This window comes from Rhizobium sp. AN73, from assembly GCF_030757975.1.
Taxonomy (GTDB): domain Bacteria; phylum Pseudomonadota; class Alphaproteobacteria; order Rhizobiales; family Rhizobiaceae; genus Agrobacterium; species Agrobacterium arsenijevicii.
Genome location: NZ_JARWME010000002.1, coordinates 2,353,923 through 2,376,111 on the forward strand (window position 1 = coordinate 2,353,923; position 22,189 = coordinate 2,376,111).

Consider the following 22,189-nt stretch of genomic DNA (forward strand, 5'->3'; position numbering starts at 1 on the left):
AATAAGCGGACAAGCTGGCCTACGCGCCTTAGAATTCCCGTGACAGCTTTGCGTCGACGGAATGCCGGTTGCCGCCCCGAACGGCGAAGAAGAGGAAAATGGCGGCCCAGAGAATGGATTTTTCCGCGCCACCCAGACCTTCCGCCTTTACGATGCCGTGAAAATAGACCGTTACCAGAAGGACGATCATGGCAGCAAAGGACGCCGGCCGCGTGAACAGCCCGATGGCCACCAGAATTCCGCCGAAAAATTCGGTGGCGGCCAGGAGCGGTGACCAGAATACACCGGGATAAAAGCCAAGGCTTTCCACCATGCCGGCTGCCCCGAAAGGGTTGGGTATCTTGCCGAAGCCATGGGTAACGAGAAGAAGCCCGGCCACGACACGCAGAACGGTCTCCGCCAGATCATGCGTCGCGTTATAAAGCGGGGCGACCGCCGGAACGAAAAGACGCTGACGATTATTGTCGAACTGGGCCATAGGATCTCCACGTTTCAGCCTTCGATGGCTTATCTGTTCGCAAAGCCACATGATAAGAACAAGCAGGTGCCGGGTAAAAACTTGAGCATTATAGTTGACATTATCGTGAGCATTATTGTCACTCGGCGTCGAAGGAGACCTGACTATGACCGAGACCAAGCCCCGCATAGCCATCCGCTACTGCACGCAATGCAACTGGCTGCTTCGCGCAGGCTGGATGGCGCAGGAAATATTGCAAACCTTCGCCTCGGACATCGGCGAGGTCAGCCTTATTCCCTCAACGGGCGGCCTGTTCGAGATCACCGTCGATGGCGAAACCATATGGGAGCGCAAACGCGATGGCGGTTTTCCCGGTCCAAAAGAGCTGAAACAACGAATCCGCGATATCATCGACCCGGAACGCGACCTCGGCCATGTCGACCGGGCGAAGCATGAAGGGCTCGACAATTGATGCGGCGAAATGTTTCAACAGCCTCCAACCAAGTTTTTTCCCTTTAAAATCAATGATCGTCATAAAAGTTCAAAAAGTCTGTTGACACCGGGCGGCTGCCCTCGTACATCGCTCTCCGTCGCCCAGATGGCGGAATTGGTAGACGCGCCAGCTTCAGGTGCTGGTACTCGCAAGGGTGTGGAGGTTCGAGTCCTCTTCTGGGCACCATTCCATTTTTGATCTTAGCCAGATCAAACACTTAGACGAAAAAAAGCAACATATATGCCTCCAGCAAAATGCCGGAGAGCATGTTGCTTTTTTTCGATCTGCTGATGATCAGCACCCGTTTTCCCACAAATTAAAGCTACCCCGCGCGATCACGAGGCCTTCGTCTCTTTGACAAATGCCGATCGCTCCCGATGCGGAGTAACTCAAGCCTCATACGGCCCGGTGTGGTTACGGCTGAGCGTCTTTGTCGCCACTGTTTTGCGAATGCTGTTCGCAATTGGGCGTACAGGAAAGTACGGTCCGTTCCGTCTGGCGGAAAACGCGCACCGTATTGCCCTCGTCGATGGAGACGAGAATGCGCTCATCGACGATCGGATTTCCTTCGGCATCGAGAAGAACAAGGTTTGTCGTACCGAAACTGCGGCCGGTCAGTACGATGGTGGTTGCATCGGCAACCGTGGCGTCGGCAACTTTCGAGTTACCGACAATAACCTTGCTCACGGGGCGGTCGAGGCGAAGGACACGGGCGTGATTCATCGAAACGCGCAATATGTCTTCCTGAGCAAAAACGGGTTGCAATGAACCCGACAGAATGACGGACAGGCCGAGCACGATTTTCGCCAGTTTTCCGAATGACACGCGTTTGGCCCTTATTCTCTATCCGCACTTTACTACACGATAGAATGCGCGGTTTTAGTGAATGAAGCGTTAAATGGCGGAAATCCATAGTGCGGACGGTAACCATTCGCGATGTAACGACATTTCCTGGTGCCTGATGTCCCGCCTCAAAACTGAACATCTGTGTCTCGTTGAAAAGACACTTTACCGGAAATGAGAAACGGCCAACCCCGGAATATATTTGTTTCTTAGCAACTATAAAAATGGAGGAAATACTTTTTGTTTTTGTTTACCAAAAGAAACTCATCCTACCGTTTACTTTAGATTAATCCTATTCTTTAAGCGCTTGGAAATCGCTCGCCTGTAATTTGAACGCAACCGAACAACGGAAAACAGTTGTCGGCGTGCTGAACCAAATACAAGAATTAGGAGAGACCCATGACCAAGATTTTCACTCGTTTCCTCAAAGATGAGTCCGGCGCCACGGCAATCGAATACGGCCTGATCGCTGCGCTTATTTCTGTTGCCATCATCGGTGGTGCTTCGACGGTGGGCACGAAGCTCAACACCGTGTTTACCAACCTCGGCACCAGAATCGGCAACAATACGCCTTCCGCGACGAACTAAGCCTAGGCGTAGTATTTTATACGTCGATACGCCGCCAGTAAGGCGGCGTATCTTTTTTCAGAGCACTTGATCTCGGACTGAAACATCCAGGGAGGCGACCGTGGTAATAGCTGCAATTTTCCTGATCGTACCTCTTTGTCTCGCCTTTGCCGCCCTGAATGATCTTTTCAGCATGACTATTCCCAACAGGATACCGCTTTTACTGCTGCTATCCTTTGTGGTGGTTGCCCCCTTTTCCGGCATGGACTGGCAGACTTATGTAATGAGTCTTGTTGCCGGTATTGTTGTATTGTTTGCTTGCTTTGCGCTATTCGCTACCAATGTCATGGGTGGAGGAGACGCAAAGTTATTGACTGCCGCAGCGGTCTGGTACGGCTTCAACATCTCCCTTATCGAATTTCTACTTTCGGTCACCTTCATCGGCGGCGTGTTGACGCTTGGAATCCTGCTTCTGCGATCGCGCTCGCAGGAAATCATGGCGGCCGGCATTCCCATTCCGGATTCCCTGCTGGTTGCGAAGAAAATCCCCTATGGCATAGGCATCGCCATTGCCGGGCTTTTGACCTATGGCGAAACACCGCTTGTAAAAGCCGCCATCGCAAGTCTTTCCTGAGAAATCTGCGTTCACTGCAGGTTAAAGGCCTGTTAACCAGAAATCCAAGCATAATATTAACCATAATTATACCAATGACGGGCCATCCTGACGGGAGAACAACCTGATTCCCTCAAGGATCGAGCATGAAACCGTCGCGTATCGTCATTCTATCCGTTGCCTTGGTCGCCGCCGGTCTCGCCGGTCTTGTCGCCATGCAGATTTCCGGTGCAAAGCAGGTCATCGAAAAAGCGGAAACGATCATCGAGAAGGAACCGACGGTCAACGTTCTCGTTTCCTCGGTCAACCTGCCCGTCGGCAGCCGCCTGAACGATAGTTCGGTACACTGGACGCCCTGGCCGAAGGGCAATGTCATCGACAGTTTCATAACGGAAGCAAAAAGCCCGAACGCCATCACCGAACTTGCCGGTGCCGTCGTGCGGCTGCCTTTGTTCGAGGGTGAGCCGGTGCGGCCGGAAAAAGTAGTCGATTCCAGCACCCGCATCATGTCCTCGCTTCTGCCGGCCGGCAAACGCGCCGTCGCCACAGAAATTTCCGTCTCGACAGGTGCCGGCGGTTTCGTGCTGCCGAATGATCGGGTCGATGTCATCATGGTCCGCAAGGGCGATGCCGGTCACTTTTTGACTGAAAATGTTTTGAACAACGTCCGTGTGCTGGCGATCGATCAGCAGATCAAGGAAGGCGAGGACGGCACCTCCGCCGTCGTGGGTGCAACCGCGACGCTGGAACTCACACCCGAACAAGCCAAGATCATCACCGTGGCGCAACAGATGGCGGATCGCCTCACCCTCGCTTTGCGCTCTGTTGCCGATGCGCAGGAAAACGACACGCTTTCGGCCGGTTATCTTCTCAACGGCGGCTCCGGGCAGCCGGAGATTCAGGTGATCAAATCCGGTTCGATCGTCAAGGCCGGACAGGGAGCATCGCAATGACCGGGGGTTCCATGGCAAAGCCTATCAAACAACACCTGCGTTCCTCGATTGCGGGCAGTCTTGCATTTTGCCTGGCTTTTTCAGGCATTCCGGGTCAACACTCACCCGCATTTTTGCGTATCAGCGAAGCTGCGGCGCAGAGCGCGAGCATCGTGCGGATCACCGAAAGCGGCACAGGCATTCGCAAGCGCCTGAAGCTCGGTCTCAACAAGGCGCTGGTCATCGACCTGCCCGAGGATGCACACGATATTCTCGTCGCCGATCCCAGCCTTGCCGATGCCGTAACCCGTACCTCCAAACGGATTTATCTGTTCGGGAAAACGGTGGGTCAGACCAATATTTTCATTTTCGGTGAAGGCGGTCGTGAAATCGTCAGCCTCGATCTCGAGGTCGAGCGCGACATCTCCGGGCTCGAGGTCAATATCCGTCGGTTCATTCCCGAATCAGACATCAAGGTGGAGATCGTTTCGGACAACATCGTTCTCACGGGATCGGTGCGCACACCGCAGGATTCGGCACGCGCCGTACAGCTTGCCGAAGCATTCCTGAAAGGTGGCGAAGCCACTACCCGTAATATATCGCTGACGGGCGGCAACAATGGCGGCGACGCTGCGATTTTTGCCGAAAACCGCCAGACATCGCAGATCGTCAATATGCTGACGATCGAAGGTGAAGATCAGGTGACGCTGAAAGTCACCGTCGCCGAAGTGAGCCGGCAGGTGCTGAAACAGCTCGGCTTCAATGGCTCCATCAGCAGCTCGACAAGCAATAACGGTTTCGAATTCGCAAATCCGTCCAATCTTGGAAATGCAATTGGCGGCGCCTCGCGGATAGCCAGTGGCGCGATTGGCTCCGGCTCGCTCAACTTTGCTTCCTATCTGAACGCCATGGAACAGGCGGGTGTCGTGCGCACTCTGGCCGAACCGAGTCTCACCGCCATCTCCGGCGAACAGGCCAAGTTCTATGTGGGGGGCGATTTCCGCCTGCCTGCAGAGCAGGAAGTTACGATCGACAAGGAAACGGGCCAGCCAACTATAACGCGTACCACCAACACGGTCGACTACGGCATCACGCTGAACTTCAGGCCAGTGGTGCTTTCACCAGGGCGGATCAGCCTTAAAATCGAGACCAATGTTTCCGAGCCGACATATGAAGGCAACGTTGTAACCGGAAATGCGGGCCGCACCATTCCAGGTTCGACCTATATGTCTATCCGCAAGCGCGAGACATCGACAACCGTTGAACTTCCGTCGGGTGGCTCGATCGTGATCGCGGGTCTGGTTCAGGATAATGTCCGCCAGGCCATGTCGGGTCTGCCTGGCATTTCCAAGATACCAATCTTCGGCACGCTTTTCCGCAGCAAGGATTTCATCCGCAACGAGACGGAACTCGTCATCATTGCAACGCCCTATCTGGTAAGACCCGTTGCGCGCAACCAGATCGCCCGGCCGGATGACAACTTCAACCCGGAAAACGATGCCGCCATGTATTTCATGAACCGCGTCAACAAGGTCTATGGCCGCAAGGATCAGGTTCAGGCGGCTCCCTATCAGGGATCAGTGGGGTTCATCTACAAATGACGACACACGCACGAAATCTCGTCCTCAGAGCAAGCCCGGTCCGGGCAGGAAACGTCATGCAGGAAACCTCTTCCTCTTTTTCCCACCTTCCCGTCTGCAGGGCGGGTCTCGTCGCCATGGTGGCGCTTGCCGTCAGCCTGTTGCAGGGCTGCGCACGCGACCCGATGACGACCAACGCCATTCCAGACGACTACCGTACACGCCATCCGATCACCCTGTCGGAAGCGGAACATTCTCTGGATATTCCAGTTTCGGCCGGCGACAGCCGGCTGACGACTGCAATGGCGGATAATGTTCGCGGTTTTGCCCAGAATTATGCCTCGATGTCGACGGGTATCATCAATATCCAGATGCCGTCGGGATCGGCCAATTCGGCAGCGGCTTCAAGAATGGCGAAACAAATCCGCTCCGCGCTTTCCGGCGCTGGTGTGCCCTCGGGCAAGATCATGGAAACACGTTACGCCGCATCCCCGAATGGCGACGCCGCCCCCATCCGCCTGAGCTATGTGGCCGTCACTGCCATGACCGGGCAATGTGGCCAGTGGCCCGAAGACCTTTCCGACAACACCTTTGCCAACAAGAACTGGTACAATTTCGGATGCGCTTCCCAGAGCAATCTCGCGGCACAGATTGCCAACCCCATGGATCTGGTTGGCCCGCGTGGCATGAGCCCGATCGACGCGGAGCGCCGAGCCGTGGTGATCGACGCGTATCGCAACGGCAAAACCACAGCGACGCCAAATTGATGCGGTTCCAACAATTGTCACGGCAGGAAACACGATGAGCGCTGTAGAATACGATATCAAATCAAGCGGCGGCGCAGAAGCCGAACAGCCTGCGCGCGCCTCGGATATGGATCGCCTGCGGCCCCTGCCCCGCATCTCCGTGCATGCCTTCTGCGTCAGTGAAAACATGCAGCGCGTGATGGATGCCTTGTCCGGTGACAGACGGATGAGCAAGGTCACGCTGCGGGTAACCAAGGGTGATATCAACGCGGCGGCGACGATGTTTTCCGCCTCCCCCACCCCCAATCTCATCGTTCTCGAAACGGCAAGCTCACCCGCTTCGCTGCTGGATGATCTCGCGCCCCTGGCAGAGGTTTGCGACCCCACTACCCGTGTCATCATCGTTGGTCGGCACAACGACATAACGCTTTATCGCGATCTCATCCGCAACGGCATTTCCGAATATCTCGTCGCTCCGATCAACATGGCCGATCTATTGGCCTCGATCGCGACGATCTTCGTTGATCCGGAGGCGGAACCGCTCGGTCGCAACATCGCCTTCATCGGCGCCAAAGGCGGGGTGGGTTCGTCGACGATCGCGCATAATTGCGCCTTCGGCATCTCCACCCTGTTTGCCACCGAAACCATTCTGGCGGATATGGATCTTGCCTATGGCACGGCCAACATCGACTTCGATCAGGATCCCGCGCAAGGCATGGCGGAAGCGGTATTCTCGCCGGAACGACTGGACGAGGTGTTCCTTGACCGTCTGCTGACGAAATGTTCCGACCATCTGTCGCTGCTGGCCGCACCTTCTCTCCTCGACAGGACCTATGATCTCGATCGTCAGGCTTTTTTGCCGATCCTGGAGGTTTTGCAACGCAGCGCGCCCGTCGCGGTCCTCGACCTTCCCCATCAATGGTGCGACTGGACGCGGGCGGTGCTTGCGGAAGCTGACGAAGTGGTCATCACGGCAGTTCCGGATCTCGCAAATCTGCGCAATACGAAGAACCTGTTCGACGCGCTGATAAAACTGCGGCCCAACGACAAGTTGCCGCATCTCGTTCTCAATCAGGTCGGCATGCCGAAACGCCCGGAAATAGCCCCGGCGGATTTTCTCGACCCGCTGGAAATCGAGCCGGTCGCCATCATTCCATTCGACGCCCAGCTGTTCGGAAATGCCGCCAACAGCGGACGCATGATCAGCGAAATGGACGAAAAATCCCAGATCGCGGAAACCTTCTCGCAGATTGCCCATACCATTACAGGCCGTACCGTTCTGCGCAAAAACAAGCGTGGCGGTCTGGATAAACTCAAGAATATTCTCAAGCGCAAATAGGCTCCATTTTTGGGCCTTTAGACGGAAACGCCGATGTTCGGAAAACGCGGGCCAGAAGGCCCAGCCAGAACCATAAAGCCGGATTTTGTTGCGCCTGCCATACAGCAGGCGACGGCAACGCCTGAGCCGCGGACTCTGGCAATCGATACTTTGGAGCCCGGCCAATCGCCCGCGACGCGACAGGCGCAAGCACCCGCGCAGTCGCCGCAGAAAAAACGTGCTCGCACGGAAGATTATTACAATACCAAGAGCCAGGTGTTCTCCGCGCTCATCGATACGATCGACCTTTCGCAGCTCGCCAAGCTCGATGCCGAGAGCGCGCGCGAGGAAATTCGCGATATCGTCAATGACATCATCACGATCAAGAATTTCGCCATGTCCATCGCCGAGCAGGAAGAGCTGCTCGAGGACATCTGCAACGATGTTCTTGGTTACGGGCCGCTGGAGCCGCTTCTCGCACGCGACGATATTGCCGATATCATGGTCAACGGTTCCGGCCAGACCTTCATCGAAGTCGGCGGCAAGACCATCGAATCCGACATCCGCTTTCGCGACAATAGTCAATTGCTTTCCATCTGCCAGCGCATCGTCAGCCAGGTCGGCCGACGCGTGGACGAATCGAGCCCGATATGCGACGCCCGCCTGCCGGATGGATCGCGCGTAAACGTCATCGCACCGCCGCTCGCCATCGACGGGCCGGCGCTGACGATCCGAAAATTCAAGAAGGACAAGCTCACGCTTGACCAGCTGGTGCGTTTCGGTGCGATCACACCCGAAGGCGCGACCCTGCTCAAGATCATCGGCCGCGTCCGCTGCAACGTCGTCATCTCGGGCGGCACCGGCTCCGGCAAGACCACGCTTCTCAATTGCCTGACGAGCTTCATTGACAAGGATGAACGTGTCATCACCTGCGAGGACACCGCCGAACTGCAACTTCAGCAGCCACATGTGGTGAGGCTGGAAACCCGCCCGCCGAATATTGAAGGCGAAGGCGAGATCACCATGCGTGATCTGATCAAGAACTGCCTTCGTATGCGGCCCGAACGCATCATCGTCGGCGAAGTGCGCGGACCGGAGGTTTTCGACCTTCTTCAGGCGATGAACACCGGCCACGACGGCTCGATGGGGACACTCCACGCCAATACGCCGCGGGAATGCCTCAGCCGTATCGAATCGATGATTGCCATGGGCGGCTTTACCCTGCCAGCCAAGACGGTGCGCGAAATCATTTCAGGCTCGATCGACATCGTCATTCAGGCTGCGCGCCTGCGCGACGGATCGCGCCGGATAACGCAGATCACCGAAGTGATCGGCATGGAAGGCGACGTCATCGTGACCCAGGATCTGATGCGATATGAAATCGACGGCGAAGACGCGCACGGCAAGCTGATTGGCAAACACGTGTCCACGGGCATCAGCAAACCCCATTTCTGGGATCGCGCACGCTATTACGGCGAAGAAAAACGCCTGGCGACCGCGCTCGATGAAATGGAAAAGACATCCTAAGGGAAGGCGACTGCCATGGACCCCACAATCCTGCTACTGGCCGCACTTGTCGCTATTTCGGCAGGGGCACTCGCTTATGCCTTCCTTTTTCAGCAGATAGAGGTCGAGAAAAAGACCACAAGCCGCTTCAAGCGGGTCAAGGCCGCCGAAACCGATCACGCAAACATCAAAGCCGCGCGGGACCGGGTCCAGGAACTCAGCAAGCGCCGCAAGTCCATGCAGGACAGCCTGCGGGACATGGAAAAAAAACAAAGTGAAAAGGCGAAGAAAGCAAAGAATGTCAGCTTACGCGACAAACTGGTTCAGGCAGGGCTGCAGATTTCCGTTCGGCAGTTTCACCTGCTAAGCGCAGGCGCGGCTGCTTTCGCCGTTGTCTTTGCACTTCTTTATGACCTTTCGATGCTTATCGCTCTGCTCATTGGAGCCGTCGTGGCATTGGGACTGCCGCGATGGGTATTGGCATTTATACTCAAGCGCCGGCAGAAAAAATTCCTCGAAGAATTTCCCAACGCGCTGGATGTCATGTGCCGGTCGATCAAATCCGGATTGCCGCTGAACGACGCCGTGCGACTGATCGCATCAGACGGCCAGGAACCGGTGAAAACGGAGTTCCAGCGCGTCGTCGATGCGCAACAGGTGGGGATCGGCATTCCGCAGGGGATCGAACGCATGATGCTGACGGTGCCGCTTTTCGAAGTGAGCTTCTTCAGCACCGTCATCAACATTCAGGCGCAGGCCGGTGGCAACCTTTCGGAAGCGCTGTCGAACCTGTCGAAAGTTCTGCGTGAACGCAGGAAAATGCGTGCAAAAGTCAACGCACTGTCGATGGAGGCGAAGGCCTCGGCAGTTATTATTGGTGCACTACCCTTCATCGTCATGCTGCTGGTGCACTTCACCTCGCCTGACTATCTGTCGGTGCTCTTCACCGACATGCGCGGGCACATCATTCTGGGCGTGTCGGGGTTATGGATGCTGATCGGGATCTTCATCATGCGCCAAATGATCAATTTCGACATATGAGGGCACGACCATGACAGGAAGCTTCTTTTCCAGCCTGACGGACCCAAAAACGATCATTGCCATTCTCGTCACGCTTGCGGTTTTCGCGACCCTCTATACGCTCATCATGCCGTTCTTCGAGCGAAAAGACTTCACCAAGCGCATGAAAGCCGTGTCATCCGAGCGCGATCTCATTCGCAGCCGGGAGCGCGAACGTCTTGCCACCGCCACCCGAGATGGCAAGGCTTCCTTGCGCGGCAACAACAACAAATCCGCCCGCCGCATCGTCGAGAAATTCAACCTCCAGGAAGCGCTCGCCGACAAGAACACGATGAACAAGCTGCGCGCAGCGGGTTTTCGTTCACAGAATGCGCTCAACACATTTCTTGCCGCCCGGTTCGTACTGCCGTTCATTTTTCTGGCCTTGGCCTTTACCTGGGTCTTCGTTTTAGGAAACCTCGCCGACAAGGCTTTCGTCATTCGGCTGATGGCAGTGCTCATTTTCGGTTATCTGGGTTTCTATGCACCCAACATCTATGTTTCGAACGCCATGAACAAGCGGCAGGCCTCGATCAGGCGCGCTTGGCCGGATGCGCTGGATCTGATGCTGATCTGCATCGAATCCGGTGTGTCCATGGAGGCCGCGATGCGTCGTGTTGCGGAAGAAATGGGCGAGCAGTCACCCGAACTGGCGGAGGAAATGATACTGACGACAGCGGAACTTTCCTTCCTTCAGGACCGGCGAATCGCACTTGAGAATTTTGGCATGCGCACGCAGCTGGATGGTGTCAAAAGCGTAGTGCAGGCGCTTATCCAGGCGGAACGATACGGCACACCGCTGGCTCAGGCGCTGCGCGTTCTCGCGCAGGAAGGTCGCGACGAGCGGATGAATGAGGCTGAAAAGAAGGCCGCCGCACTGCCGCCGAAACTGACCGTGCCGATGATCATATTTTTCCTGCCGGTGCTGATCGCGGTCATTCTGGGACCGGCCGGTATTCGCGTCGCCGACACGTTCTGACACGGGAAGCGCGCCCGCATATCTAGCGGGCGATCCGTATGGTGTTCGTTTGAGGGTAAACCAGCACTGATTGAGGCGTCTAAAAACGATCGCCTGCTGGCTTGTTGTCTTTTTTCGCCAGTTGCTGCCAGGAATTCTGCTGCGAAAGCATCGCGCGCAAATAGCCGAGATTGGCCTGGGCCTGCTGTGGCGAGAGTTCCTGAACCGCGATGCGCTCGGCTTCTGCAAAGCGCCCCTGAAGGCCCACCACGAGTGCGAGGTTCTGGCGAACGCGGCTGTCCGCGCCCGGCTGGGCGATGGCCGATTGCAGATATGTCTCGGCGGTGCGGGGATCGCTCGACAGGACGTAGGACATTCCGAGGTTCGAAAGCACGCTCGGATCATTCGGCTTGAGATCGAGTGCCTGGCGGTATTTGGTGCGCGCCTCGTTCGACCGGCCAAGCTGGTCGAGCACGGCACCTTCGGCGGAATAGAGCCGCCAGTCGGGACGGTCGGGCGTCTGCGCTCTCTGGATGGTCGAGAGGGCCTGTTCAAGCTGGCCTGATGCTGCCTGCGCCTTGCCATAGGCGGCAAGCACGTCACGGTCGGCAGGATTGGCGATGGCGATCTGCTGCATCACCGCAAGCGCCTGCGTATTCTTGCCGGTCATCATCAGCACGTTGGCATAATTCATGCCGACGGACCTGTCCTTGGGGCTACGTTCATAGGCTTTTCCAGCCGTCTCTTCCGCCTGCCGGAGCTGGTCCATATTCATGTGGTCATAGGAGCGTGCGGCCGCAGGAATTGAGCCAGTCGACATGCGGTCCGGCTTGTTTGTGCTGGCGCATCCGGAAACGGCTAAAACCAGCGCTGCGAGACATGCGCCACGCAGCAACCCTGTCCGGCCTGTCTCGCTCAAAGAAAAAGCAGTCATGGCAGTGCCCCCGCCCAAGAATTATCGATCTTGCGCCCGACATACGACAGACTCACATGACGCAACTTTCGCTTAAGCAATAATCTGTTAACCCTAACAGAGCGTTAATCGCACCGATTCTCGACAGTTACGAAAGCAGACCATGGCGCCCTATCAGTTCATCGAACGCCCGACCCCTTTCAGCTCCAAGGCCGGCAGTACCTTGCCGGTTTTCGCCGTCACGCCAGCCCATATCGAACAGGGCGCCATCGATCCTGTCGCTCTGGACTGGGCGAAAAAAGCGGGTTTCAAGGCAGAGGCAGGCGCCATATTGCTCGTTCCCTCCTCCGATGGTTCGCTGGGTGGCGTTCTCCTCGGCCTCGGCGGCAATCCGTCCGAAATCCCATTCATAACCGGGAAACTGGCCCGCGAGCTGCCCGAAGGCGAGTGGCACATTGAAACTGCGCCATTGACGGCCAATCGACTGGCTCTCGGCTTCGGCCTCGGCAGCTACCGCTTCGACAAATACAAGACAACGAAAACCAGCGGGGCAAAACTTCTCATTCCGCAAGATGCCGAAGACGGCGAGATCAAGCGGGTTCTGGCCGGCGTCTTCCTCGCACGCGATCTCATCAATGTTCCGGCCAACGATATGGGGCCGGACGAGCTTGAAATCGCCTTCCGCAGCCTTGCCGCCCATTACAAGGCGAAGGTAGGCGTCATTACCGGCGACGACCTGCTGAAGGAGAATTTCCCGCTCATCCATGCCGTCGGCCGCGCCAGCGAAAGCGCGCCGCGCCTTCTGGAGATGAACTGGGGCAAGAAAGGCAATCCGCGCCTGACCCTCATCGGCAAGGGTGTCTGCTTCGATACCGGCGGTCTAGATATCAAGCCCGCCGCCTCCATGGCCCTGATGAAGAAGGATATGGGAGGTGCTGCCAATGTTCTTGGTCTGGCATTGATGATCATGGACGCCAAGCTGCCGATCAACCTTCGCGTCCTTGTGCCCGCCGTCGAAAATTCCATCTCCTCCAACGCCTTCCGTCCCGGCGATATCTACAAGAGCCGCAAGGGGCTGACGGTACAGATCGACAATACCGATGCGGAAGGTCGTCTCGTTCTGGCGGATGCGCTGGCCTATGCCGACGAGGATGCGCCGGACCTGATGATCGACATGGCAACGCTGACGGGTGCCGCCCGCGTCGCTCTTGGCCCGGATCTGCCGCCCTTCTACACCGACGACGACGATCTGGCCCATGATATCGCGGAAGCCAGCATCGATACCGACGATCCGCTGTGGCGCATGCCGCTCTACATGGGATACGACAAGGATATCCGCTCACGCGCGGCCGATATCACCAACGCGCCGTCGGGCGGCATGGCCGGATCGATCACGGCCGCCCTGTTCCTCAAGCGTTTTGTCACCAATACGAAAAAATGGGCGCATTTCGATATTTACGGCTGGTCACTGAGCGAGCGACATCACTCGTCGATCGGCGGCGAAGCACAGGGCATCCGCGCGCTCTTCCACTACATCGCGCATCACTTCGTAAAGTGAAAAAACGATAGGGCGATTTCGAAAATCGCTTTTACCGGAACTGTCACGGGGCGTTTCTCCTTACGGGATACGCCCCGTCTCCTTCAAACCAGAACCTTCTGTTCCTTGTGGTCTTCTTCACCGAAGAACTTAAGGTAACGTTCCACTTCGGCCGGTTCACCCGTTGCCTTTTGCGGATTGTCGGAAAGCTTCACCGCCGGCCGGCCATTGGCATCGCTGACCTTGCAGACGATGGAGATCGGTTTGAGGCTGGCGATGGTCTTCGGCGCGCAGCCGGCAAAATCATTGGTCAGATTGGTGCCCCAGCCGAAACTCATGCGCACCCGCCCTTCGAAATGCTTGTAGGTGTCGATAATGGCGTTGACATCGAGACCGTCGGAAAAGATCAGCATCTTCTTGCGGGGGTCGCGACCCATCTTCTGCCACCAGTCGATAATCTTTTCCCCGCCCTCAATCGGCGGTGCGCTGTCGGGACGGAAGCCCGTCCAGTCCGCCACCCATTCCGGCGCGTTGCGCAGAAAAGCCGCCGTACCGAAAGCATCGGGCAGCACGATCAGCAGGTTGCCGCCGTAAAGCCGGTTCCAGTCCTTCAGGACCTGATAGGGCGCGGCGGCCAGTTCTTCGTTCGTCTGGGCGAGTGCCGCAACCACCATCGGCAATTCATGCGCATTGGTGCCGACAGCTTCAAGGTCGGAATCCATGGCGAGAAGGACATTGCTCGTGCCGGTAAAGGCAGGCCCGATGCCTTCCTTCAGCGCCTCGACGCACCAGCGCTGCCACAGGAAGCTGTGACGGCGACGGGTGCCGAAATCAGAAATGCGCAGGCCCGGCAGCTCCCGCAACCGCTCGACCTTTTCCCACATCTTGGCCTTTGCGCGGGCATAGAGAACATCCAGCGTGAAATAACCGAGCGACCGCATGGCGCTGCGCGAACGCAGCTCGTTGATGATCGCAAGCGCTGGAATTTCCCAGAGCGTGGTGTCCATCCAGCGGCCGTGGAAATTCAGCTCATATTGCCCGTCACGCTTGAAAAGCTCATATTCCGGCAATTGATAGCTCGAAAGCCAGGAGAGAAATTCCGGCTCGAATATCTGCGAACGGCCATAGAAGGTATTACCCGCAAGCCAGATGTTTTCCTTCTTGGAGAGACGCAGGGTGCGGGCGTGATCGAGCTGCTCGCGCAGTTCCATCTCGTCGATCTCTTCCGCCAGCCGCACCGTCTTGGTGCGGTTGATCAGGGAAAATGTCGCGTCAACTTCCGGATAGAGTTTCCAGATCATCTGCAACATCAGCAGCTTGTAGAAATCCGTATCGATCAGGCTGCGGACGATCGGATCGAGCTTCCAGGTATGATTGTGGACACGGGTTGCTATATCGGTCTTCGTCATGCTCGCATTCCCTAACATCGGCCGTGACATTGGCAGGGCCGATGTCACCCCGCACCTCGGCAGGTATCAACCTGTCATGCCAAAGATTTATCTGAAAAAGCGACAACAAGTCCAGAGCGCGAGCGACGCAAATGCCGCTTTAAATTCCATCGCTTCAGAAGGTCGGGTCGACGGGATTGATGCCCGGATACCAGTCCTTGGAGACAGGATTTCTGCCGCCGAAGCTGGAAATGCCGTTTTCGTCCGTGCAACGATACCCCTGAACGGGAAGTCCACGGCTGCCGAAAACATCCCGGTGGGGACCCCTGGCATATCCCGTAACGCCAAGTTCGCTATGGCAGTTGTAACGGACCTTGGGTTGCAGCGTTCGCGGGTCCTTGACGCCGGGCAGGTTCGCATAGGCGTCGGGCGCCGGGGCAAAACCATTCTGGAAAACGGTCTGCGCCTCGGCTGAAGCGCTCAAGAGAACCGCCGCCAGAATAGCTGCCAATAGTGTCGCTGTTTTCGTCTTCATCGATGCCGGTCCCATGCCGTCATTCATCCGATGTAGGCGCTCGGCAGCGATCACACAAAGGGCGAGGCAGGCACAATTTCGTGAAAGCCGCCTTCTCAGCCTTCCAGACGCCGGTAAGCCGTCGGCCTTTCGTAAAGCCAGCCGATACGCTCGATGGCCTCACTGAGATTTTCGCGCGCGACATTCATCGTATGGCCATTGGCATGCAGCAGCGTTTCTTCATTTTCCATAAGGCCGACATGACCCTTCCAGAAAACCAGATCGCCGCGCCGCAATTCGTCGCGCTCTATTTCCACGCCAAGCGATTTCACCTGCATGTCGGTATCGCGCAGTACTCGTTTGCCTGTCATCGCCATGGACAATTGCACGAGGCCGGAACAATCGATACCGAAGCCGGAGCGACCGCCCCAGAGGTAAGGCGTTTCGATGAACCGCAAGGCTACCGCGACATAGTCCTCTTCAAGCGCGGCATCCACCGTCCGGCAATGGGCGGCGATGATGCCTTCACCCTTTTCGGTCAGCAGATAGCGTGTACCGCGCGTCTCCGCCTCGCCGACAATGCGGACCAGACTGCCCATGGAAAGTGCCGCGACCGGCGGTTTGCGCAGTTCAGCGATGGGATAAAGAAAGGTGCGCGGCGCAACCACTTGATGGGTGGCGGCAACGACATCGGCGATTGCCGTTTCCGGCACATAACCGGCATAACCATCCGCATCCGCCTGCACCCATGCCCAGCCGTTCGCTCGGTCGAAAACTCGCACGGTTTCGCCAAACAGAAGCTCCGTGTCGATGCCAGCGGCGAAGTCGGGCGTCGGCCGCAGGCCAATAACCGGTATCGCGATTTGCGCGGGCGAGCCGCGGACGAAACGTTCGGCCTGAACCACGCCTTGCAACTTCTCATCGGCCAGATCGGAGCGGAAGACATTCAGGCGGCGGTCGAGCATCATGGGTTTTATGTCCAGAGGTTAGATCTTACGCGCCTGATCAATAATCAGATCGCCGAATTTTTCCAGATAGAGCGCACCTGCGACCGTGCGTTTTATCACAACATTGCGTTTGTCCCGCTCGTCCCGCACCCTGTCGACCAGCCCGAGCGCCCCGAGACTGTCCAGCGCGCGGGTGATGACCGGTTTGGTCACGCCCAACATTGCAGCGAGACCCCGGACGGTGTGCGGCGGCGGCACGAGATAAATCTGCAGCAGGATTGCAGTCTGCCGCAGGGTCAAATCCGGCGCATCGGCAATGACCTGCGCCGTGGAAACGCGATGCCAAAGCCCCAAGGCCTCCGTAGGCGAAAGTTCTGCAGGCAAACCGGTAAACCTTCCAGTCGTTACCCCACCGTTTTCATTCAACCGAGCAGAAAACTCAAGAACCATAGCGCACAAACAAAACCGCCGCGCTATCGCAGACCCTGAAAGATCGCGCGGCGCGGCGGTGTTTGTCGACCCGTTTTCGGGCTTTCAACGTCCCCTCTGGACTTGCAACATAAGATGCAGGAAGTATGCCAGTTTTATTGCGGCGCACAAATATGAGCAAAAACAGACATTTGGGGTATTATTCCTGCCTTATGGTCAAATTTTCTGCAAGGCAGAAATAGCATTAAAAATAAGCAATCAGCAATTCAATGCTTAAAAACTGCCTTCCGCCATGACAGCGGAAGGCAAGGATCAACGCATATCAGATTTCCGCACCGCGTGCGGCGTCAACCGCATCGGCGCTTTGCCGCCGGTTATGACGGATCGACGACCAGAGCGAAATGCCGATCAAGGTCGCACCGCCAAGGCCGGTGATGACCTCCGGAATGTGGAACATGGTCTGCACGTACATGATGACCGACAGGATGAGGATCGCGTAGAAAGCGCCGTGTTCCAGATAGCGGTATTCGGCAAGCGTTCCCTTTTCGACCAGCATGATCGTCATCGAACGCACATACATGGCGCCGATGCCGAGACCGATGGCGATGATGAACAGGTTCTGCGTCAGCGCAAATGCACCGATCACACCATCGAAGGAGAAGCTTGCGTCGAGCACTTCGAGATAGAGAAACGCACCGAAGCCGCCTTTTGCAGCGCCTTCCAGCACTTCCTGGCTACGATCGAGAATACCGCCGACAACCTCCACCAGAAGGAAGGTCAAAAGACCCCAGATCGCCGAATGGAAGAAGGTAGTGGCCGCAACCGGACCAAGCTCCGGATTGTCACTGGCGCCGATGATGCGGGAGAAGACCAGCATGACGACCAGCACGAAGGCGATCTCGATGCCCTTGACGGAGGAATAGGTTGCAGCCTTTTCCTCGATCCAGCGCACCCAATGCACATCCTTTTCATGATCGAAGAAGAAGTTGAGGCCGACCATCATCAGGAAGGTGCCGCCGAAAGCAGCGATAGGCAGATGGGCGTCACGCATGATTTCCGCATAACGTTCCGGCTCAGTGGCCGCCATGACGAGCGCCGTCCAGGGGCCGACATTCGCGGCAACGACCACGATCAGCAACGGGAAGACGATACGCATGCCGAAAACGGCAATCAGAATACCCCAGGTCAGGAAGCGATGCTGCCAGACCGGTGTCATCTCTTTCAGCTTGTTGGCATTGACGATGGCGTTGTCGAAGGAAAGCGAAATTTCCAGCACGGCAAGCACCGCGCAAATGAAGAAGATCGTGGCTGTGCCACTGACCGTTCCGGTCATTTCCCAGCCGAGATAGCCGCCAAGGATAAGACCGACGATGGTGACGATAAAAGCCCACTTGAAGTAGGAAAGCGTGGTTTTCTGGGCGGTGCTCATGTCCGATCACCTCCGGTCACGAGAGTGATTGCGGAACGACGCAGGGCGTCGAGCCGCACGCAGAAAGCACGCGCGCGAAGCACATTCAGGTTTTTCATAGTTTTTAATCCGCCGGCCAATTTTTGCAGGCGGTACCGACATCACGAGAGCGCCGTAAAACTCTCGCCAGAGGGGCCCGGCACCTTTGTTTCCTCTGTCCTTGCGAGACTTGTGATCGCAGGACCTTCTCTTACTCCCTGAAGATCACCTCTTCGTCAAGTCCCGTGATGGTTTCGGCGGCAACATCACGGGTAAACAGAGGACAAGGTTTAGTCCGCGGCCAGTACATCCACCGTTTTGCGACCGCGTTTTAGGGTATTTTCGCGGAAGAAAATATAAAGCCCGGAAAGAACGATCAGGCCTGCGCCAACGACGATACTGGTTTGCGGCACGTCGCCGAAGAACAGCCAGCCGAAAACTACCGCCCAGAGCAGCAATGTATATTGCAGCGGCGCGACGGTGGCGGCATCAGCAAGCTTCAGGGCACGGTTGACCAGCACATGCGCCGCCATGGCGACCACGCCGAGCAGGCCGAGGAACGCCAGATCGAAACCGGACTGGACCGGCAACCAGCCGGATGGCGTGACGAACACCGCAACAATGCCCGCAAGCCCCGCGCCGATGATCTGCCAGAAGGCGAGCACCGTATCGGGCGTATTGCGAAGCTGGCGTCCGGACAACATCATGAAGGCGAATGCGGCACTGCCGAGAATGGAGAACAGTGCGGCGGAGGTGAGGCTTGCCGAGCTTGGTTTGAGCGCAATGAGAACGCCGACAAAACCGATGGCGATGGCCGTCCAGCGACGCCAGCCGACCTTTTCTCCAAGCAGGAACGGCGAGAGCGCAGCCACATAAATCGGAGCCGCAAGCCAATAGGTCATGACGTCGGCCAACGGCAGGGCCGCGACCGCAAAATAGAAACAGAAAAGCTCGGCGGTGGAGAAAAACACACGCGCCACCTGAAGAGACGGCCGCTCGATTTTCACGAGGCCGGAAAGACCACCTTTCCACACGATCGGGACAAGAATGACAAGGGCAGCTATGCTTCGAACGAGGATCACCTGCCCCTGGCTATAGGTCGATACCAGCCATTTCCCCATGGCGTCGTTCAACGCGAAAAGCAGCATTCCAAGCAGCATAACGGCCACGCCGAGGCCAGTCGGCGAAAGCTTTCTTATCATATTCGACATGTCAGATCCCGATCTCTCCCAATGGCTGCATTGGTCGTTCAGCCAGCCATCCCTTGTCAAGCCCGAAGCAGCCGGACTTGCGTATTAATAGTACTAATACAGCGACAGCGCGGATGTCACGCGAACATTCGCCTTTCTTCGGCAACCAGTTCCTGAAGAAAATCGACCACCGTGCGGACGCGCACCAATTGGCGAGCGGACTCGTGATAGGCCGTCCAATAGGCCCGCTTTATGCTCATATGCGGCAGGATCCGCAGAAATTCAGGATATTGCCCGGCAATGTAATTATGCAGGATGCCAATGCCAGCACCGGAGCGAACCGCCTCGGTCTGGCCGGTGGCGCTGGAAATTTCAAAGGCGGCATCCCAGTCGCGCATGATCTCGCCGGTGTAGTTCAGGGAGGGCGAGAAGATCAGGTCCTCCACGTAACCGATCCGGCGATGGCGTTTCAGCGCATCGACATCCGCCGGCGTTCCGTATTCAGCGAGATAGGCCCTCGATGCATAAAGCCCCAGCGAATAATCGGTGAGCTTCGAAAACATCAGCCTGCCCTGCTCCGGCCGCTCAATGGTGATGGCGATATCGGCCTCGCGCTGTGAAAGGGAAAAGGAGCGCGGCACCGGAACGAGCTGGATCTTCAGGTCGGGATAACGCGCGGTCAACCGGCCAAGCCGTGGCGCAAGAAAGGAAACGCCGAGGCCATCCGGTGCACCGATGCGCACCGTTCCGGCAACCGCTGTATCGACGCGCCCGAGATTTGCCTGGGCGTTCAGCATTTCGGTTTCCATGCGCTCGGCCCCGGCAAGAAGACTTTGGCCTTCCTCCGTCAGCTCGCAGCCATTGGTGCTTCGCAAAAACAGCTGGGTGCCGATGGCAGCTTCGAGTGCCGAAATCCGCCGGCTGAGGGTTGCGTGGTTGACGCCGAGCTTTCTGGCCGCCGACAGAAACTGGCCGCTGCGTGCCACGCTTAAAAACAAACGCACATCATCCCAGTTCACGGCGCTCTCCTTATGTGCATTTTTGCACAATGGATGCTTATTTCAGGCGATTGATTTGTGCAAATCGAAAGGTAATGCTGTGCCATAACATTCTGGAGGAACACCCATGAAGGAAATCGGTCATTTCATTAACGGCAAGCATGTGCCCGGCACCAGCGGCCGCACATCGAATGTCTACAACCCGGCCACCGGCGAAGTGCAGGCGACTGTCGCACTTGCGAGCGACGCCGAGCTGCGCGCCGCCGTGGAAAGCGCAAAAGCTGCGCAGCCGAAGTGGGCCGCCACCAATCCGCAGCGCCGCGCCCGCGTGTTCTTCAAGTTCGTCGAACTTCTGAACCGCGACATCAACGAATTGGCGGTGCTGCTTTCCAGCGAACACGGCAAGACCGTCGAAGATTCCAAGGGTGATATCATCCGCGGCCTCGAAGTCTGCGAATTCGTCTGCGGCATTCCGCATCTGCAGAAGGGTGAGTTCACCGAGGGCGCAGGCCCGGCCATCGACATGTATTCGATCCGCCAGCCGGTCGGCATCGGCGCGGGCATCACGCCGTTCAACTTCCCCGGCATGATCCCGATGTGGATGTTTGCACCGGCAATCGCCTGCGGCAACGCCTTCATCCTCAAGCCTTCCGAGCGCGATCCGTCCCTGCCGCTCCGCCTTGCCGAACTGATGATCGAGGCCGGTCTTCCGGCTGGCATCCTCAACGTCGTCAACGGTGACAAGGGCGCTGTCGACGCCATTCTGACCGATCCCGATATCGGCGCGGTCTCCTTCGTCGGTTCGACCCCGATCGCCCGCTATGTCTATGGTACCGCCGCCATGAACGGTAAGCGTGCGCAGTGCTTCGGCGGCGCGAAGAACCACATGATCATCATGCCGGATGCCGATCTCGATCAGGCAGTAAACGCACTGATGGGCGCGGGTTACGGCTCGGCCGGCGAACGCTGCATGGCTGTTTCCGTTGCGGTTCCAGTTGGCGAAGAGACGGCCAACCGTCTCGTTGAAAAGCTGATCCCCCAGATCGAAAGCCTGAGAATCGGCCCCTATACCGACGACAAGGCCGATATGGGCCCGCTCGTTACCAAGGAAGCACAGACGCGCGTCAGGGGCCTGATCGACAGCGGCGTCGAACAGGGTGCGAAGCTGCTGGTCGACGGTCGCGACTTCAAGCTGCAGGGCTATGAGGACGGTTATTTCGTCGGCGGCTGCCTGTTTGACCACGTCACCCCTGATATGGACATCTACAAGACGGAAATCTTCGGACCGGTTCTGTCCGTCGTTCGCGCCAAGAACTACGAAGACGCGCTCGAACTGCCGATGAAGCATGAATATGGCAACGGCGTTGCGATCTACACCCGTGACGGCGACGCCGCCCGCGACTTCGCAAGCCGCATCAATATCGGCATGATCGGCATCAACGTTCCGATCCCGGTTCCGCTCGCCTACCATTCCTTCGGCGGTTGGAAGGCTTCCAGCTTCGGCGATCTCAACCAGCACGGCACGGATTCGATCAAGTTCTGGACGAAGACCAAGACGATCACCTCACGCTGGCCGTCCGGCATCAAGTCGGGTGCCGAATTCGTCATGCCGACGATGAAGTAAACCGGAATAACCCGCGATATTACAAAAGGCCCCGCTGTTTTCACGGCGGGGCTTTTTTGATTAAAAGGCAACCAGAAAAATCAAGTTTTCTTCTGTCAAAATAATTCCACTTAAAGCTGTTATCGCGTAA

At 57.1% G+C, this 22,189-nt stretch carries 22 protein-coding genes and 1 tRNA gene; 13 read left to right on the forward strand and 10 right to left on the reverse strand.

The window, feature by feature from the left end; all coding sequences use genetic code 11:
• Positions 1-28: 28 nt before the first annotated feature.
• On the reverse strand, positions 29-478 hold the full coding sequence (locus RBH10_RS21550; protein ID WP_281037961.1) for a DoxX family protein: 450 nt from the start codon (positions 476-478) through the stop codon (positions 29-31).
• A 145-nt stretch (positions 479-623) separates the two neighbouring features.
• On the opposite strand from RBH10_RS21550, the gene RBH10_RS21555 reads away from it, so the two are divergent.
• Both RBH10_RS21555 and RBH10_RS21560 read left to right on the forward strand, forming a co-directional pair.
• Complete coding sequence (locus tag RBH10_RS21555) at positions 624-929, forward strand: SelT/SelW/SelH family protein (RefSeq protein WP_281037960.1); 306 nt, start codon at positions 624-626, stop codon at positions 927-929.
• A gap of 120 nt (positions 930-1,049) precedes the next feature.
• Positions 1,050-1,136 (forward strand) — tRNA-Leu (locus RBH10_RS21560).
• A 228-nt stretch (positions 1,137-1,364) separates the two neighbouring features.
• Here RBH10_RS21560 and RBH10_RS21565 read toward each other — a convergent pair.
• The gene (locus RBH10_RS21565) at positions 1,365-1,748 is read right to left on the reverse strand and encodes a pilus assembly protein N-terminal domain-containing protein (protein ID WP_045015503.1); all 384 of its coding nucleotides are present in this window, start codon (positions 1,746-1,748) and stop codon (positions 1,365-1,367) included.
• Positions 1,749-2,192: 444 nt separating this feature from the next.
• On the opposite strand from RBH10_RS21565, the gene RBH10_RS21570 reads away from it, so the two are divergent.
• The 9 genes from RBH10_RS21570 to RBH10_RS21610 all read left to right on the forward strand — a co-directional run bounded on the left by RBH10_RS21570 (position 2,193) and on the right by RBH10_RS21610 (position 11,093).
• Positions 2,193-2,381, forward strand: a complete 189-nt coding sequence (locus tag RBH10_RS21570) for a Flp family type IVb pilin (protein ID WP_281037959.1) — start codon at positions 2,193-2,195, stop codon at positions 2,379-2,381.
• A 100-nt stretch (positions 2,382-2,481) separates the two neighbouring features.
• Entirely contained in the window at positions 2,482-2,994 is a 513-nt protein-coding gene (locus RBH10_RS21575) for a prepilin peptidase (RefSeq protein WP_045015340.1), read from the forward strand.
• A 125-nt stretch (positions 2,995-3,119) separates the two neighbouring features.
• Positions 3,120-3,926 carry a Flp pilus assembly protein CpaB gene (gene cpaB / locus RBH10_RS21580; protein ID WP_281037958.1) on the forward strand — a complete coding sequence of 269 codons (807 nt, stop codon included), beginning with the start codon at positions 3,120-3,122 and terminating at the stop codon, positions 3,924-3,926.
• Positions 3,923-5,506 (forward strand): type II and III secretion system protein family protein, encoded by a 1,584-nt coding sequence (locus tag RBH10_RS21585; RefSeq protein WP_281037957.1) that lies wholly within the window; start codon positions 3,923-3,925, stop codon positions 5,504-5,506. Before cpaB ends, RBH10_RS21585 begins: the two co-directional genes overlap by 4 nt.
• Positions 5,507-5,562: 56 nt before the next feature.
• Entirely contained in the window at positions 5,563-6,252 is a 690-nt protein-coding gene (locus RBH10_RS21590) for a CpaD family pilus assembly protein (protein ID WP_281037956.1), read from the forward strand.
• 34 nt (positions 6,253-6,286) lie between these two features.
• On the forward strand, positions 6,287-7,570 hold the full coding sequence (locus tag RBH10_RS21595) for a CpaE family protein (protein WP_045015344.1): 1,284 nt from the start codon (positions 6,287-6,289) through the stop codon (positions 7,568-7,570).
• A 33-nt stretch (positions 7,571-7,603) separates the two neighbouring features.
• Entirely contained in the window at positions 7,604-9,076 is a 1,473-nt protein-coding gene (locus RBH10_RS21600) for a CpaF family protein (RefSeq protein ID WP_281037955.1), read from the forward strand.
• Positions 9,077-9,091: 15 nt separating this feature from the next.
• The gene (locus RBH10_RS21605; protein WP_281037954.1) at positions 9,092-10,096 is read left to right on the forward strand and encodes a type II secretion system F family protein; all 1,005 of its coding nucleotides are present in this window, start codon (positions 9,092-9,094) and stop codon (positions 10,094-10,096) included.
• 10 nt (positions 10,097-10,106) lie between these two features.
• Complete coding sequence (locus RBH10_RS21610; protein WP_281037953.1) at positions 10,107-11,093, forward strand: type II secretion system F family protein; 987 nt, start codon at positions 10,107-10,109, stop codon at positions 11,091-11,093.
• 79 nt (positions 11,094-11,172) lie between these two features.
• Here RBH10_RS21610 and RBH10_RS21615 read toward each other — a convergent pair whose 3' ends face one another.
• Positions 11,173-12,006, reverse strand: a complete 834-nt coding sequence (locus tag RBH10_RS21615; RefSeq protein WP_281037952.1) for a tetratricopeptide repeat protein — start codon at positions 12,004-12,006, stop codon at positions 11,173-11,175.
• Positions 12,007-12,148: 142 nt separating this feature from the next.
• On the opposite strand from RBH10_RS21615, the gene RBH10_RS21620 reads away from it, so the two are divergent.
• On the forward strand, positions 12,149-13,543 hold the full coding sequence (locus RBH10_RS21620; protein WP_045015349.1) for a M17 family metallopeptidase: 1,395 nt from the start codon (positions 12,149-12,151) through the stop codon (positions 13,541-13,543).
• A gap of 83 nt (positions 13,544-13,626) precedes the next feature.
• Here RBH10_RS21620 and pncB read toward each other — a convergent pair whose 3' ends face one another.
• The 7 genes from pncB to RBH10_RS21655 form a co-directional block, all read right to left on the reverse strand.
• Positions 13,627-14,931: a nicotinate phosphoribosyltransferase gene (pncB, locus tag RBH10_RS21625; protein WP_045015350.1), complete on the reverse strand. Its 1,305-nt coding sequence runs from the start codon at positions 14,929-14,931 to the stop codon at positions 13,627-13,629.
• Between the two features lie 154 nt (positions 14,932-15,085).
• The gene (locus RBH10_RS21630; protein ID WP_281037951.1) at positions 15,086-15,445 is read right to left on the reverse strand and encodes a hypothetical protein; all 360 of its coding nucleotides are present in this window, start codon (positions 15,443-15,445) and stop codon (positions 15,086-15,088) included.
• A gap of 95 nt (positions 15,446-15,540) precedes the next feature.
• Complete coding sequence (locus RBH10_RS21635) at positions 15,541-16,392, reverse strand: C40 family peptidase (protein WP_281037950.1); 852 nt, start codon at positions 16,390-16,392, stop codon at positions 15,541-15,543.
• Between the two features lie 18 nt (positions 16,393-16,410).
• A complete protein-coding gene (locus RBH10_RS21640; protein ID WP_045015352.1) occupies positions 16,411-16,755 on the reverse strand; it encodes a MarR family winged helix-turn-helix transcriptional regulator in 345 nt (114 codons plus the stop codon).
• Positions 16,756-17,122: 367 nt separating this feature from the next.
• On the reverse strand, positions 17,123-18,229 hold the full coding sequence (locus RBH10_RS21645) for a DUF475 domain-containing protein (protein WP_045015353.1): 1,107 nt from the start codon (positions 18,227-18,229) through the stop codon (positions 17,123-17,125).
• Positions 18,230-18,537: 308 nt separating this feature from the next.
• Positions 18,538-19,458 (reverse strand): DMT family transporter, encoded by a 921-nt coding sequence (locus RBH10_RS21650; protein ID WP_281037949.1) that lies wholly within the window; start codon positions 19,456-19,458, stop codon positions 18,538-18,540.
• A gap of 116 nt (positions 19,459-19,574) precedes the next feature.
• The gene (locus RBH10_RS21655; protein WP_281037948.1) at positions 19,575-20,456 is read right to left on the reverse strand and encodes a LysR family transcriptional regulator; all 882 of its coding nucleotides are present in this window, start codon (positions 20,454-20,456) and stop codon (positions 19,575-19,577) included.
• Between the two features lie 106 nt (positions 20,457-20,562).
• On the opposite strand from RBH10_RS21655, the gene RBH10_RS21660 reads away from it, so the two are divergent.
• Positions 20,563-22,059, forward strand: a complete 1,497-nt coding sequence (locus tag RBH10_RS21660) for a CoA-acylating methylmalonate-semialdehyde dehydrogenase (RefSeq protein ID WP_045015355.1) — start codon at positions 20,563-20,565, stop codon at positions 22,057-22,059.
• Positions 22,060-22,189 lie beyond the last annotated feature (130 nt).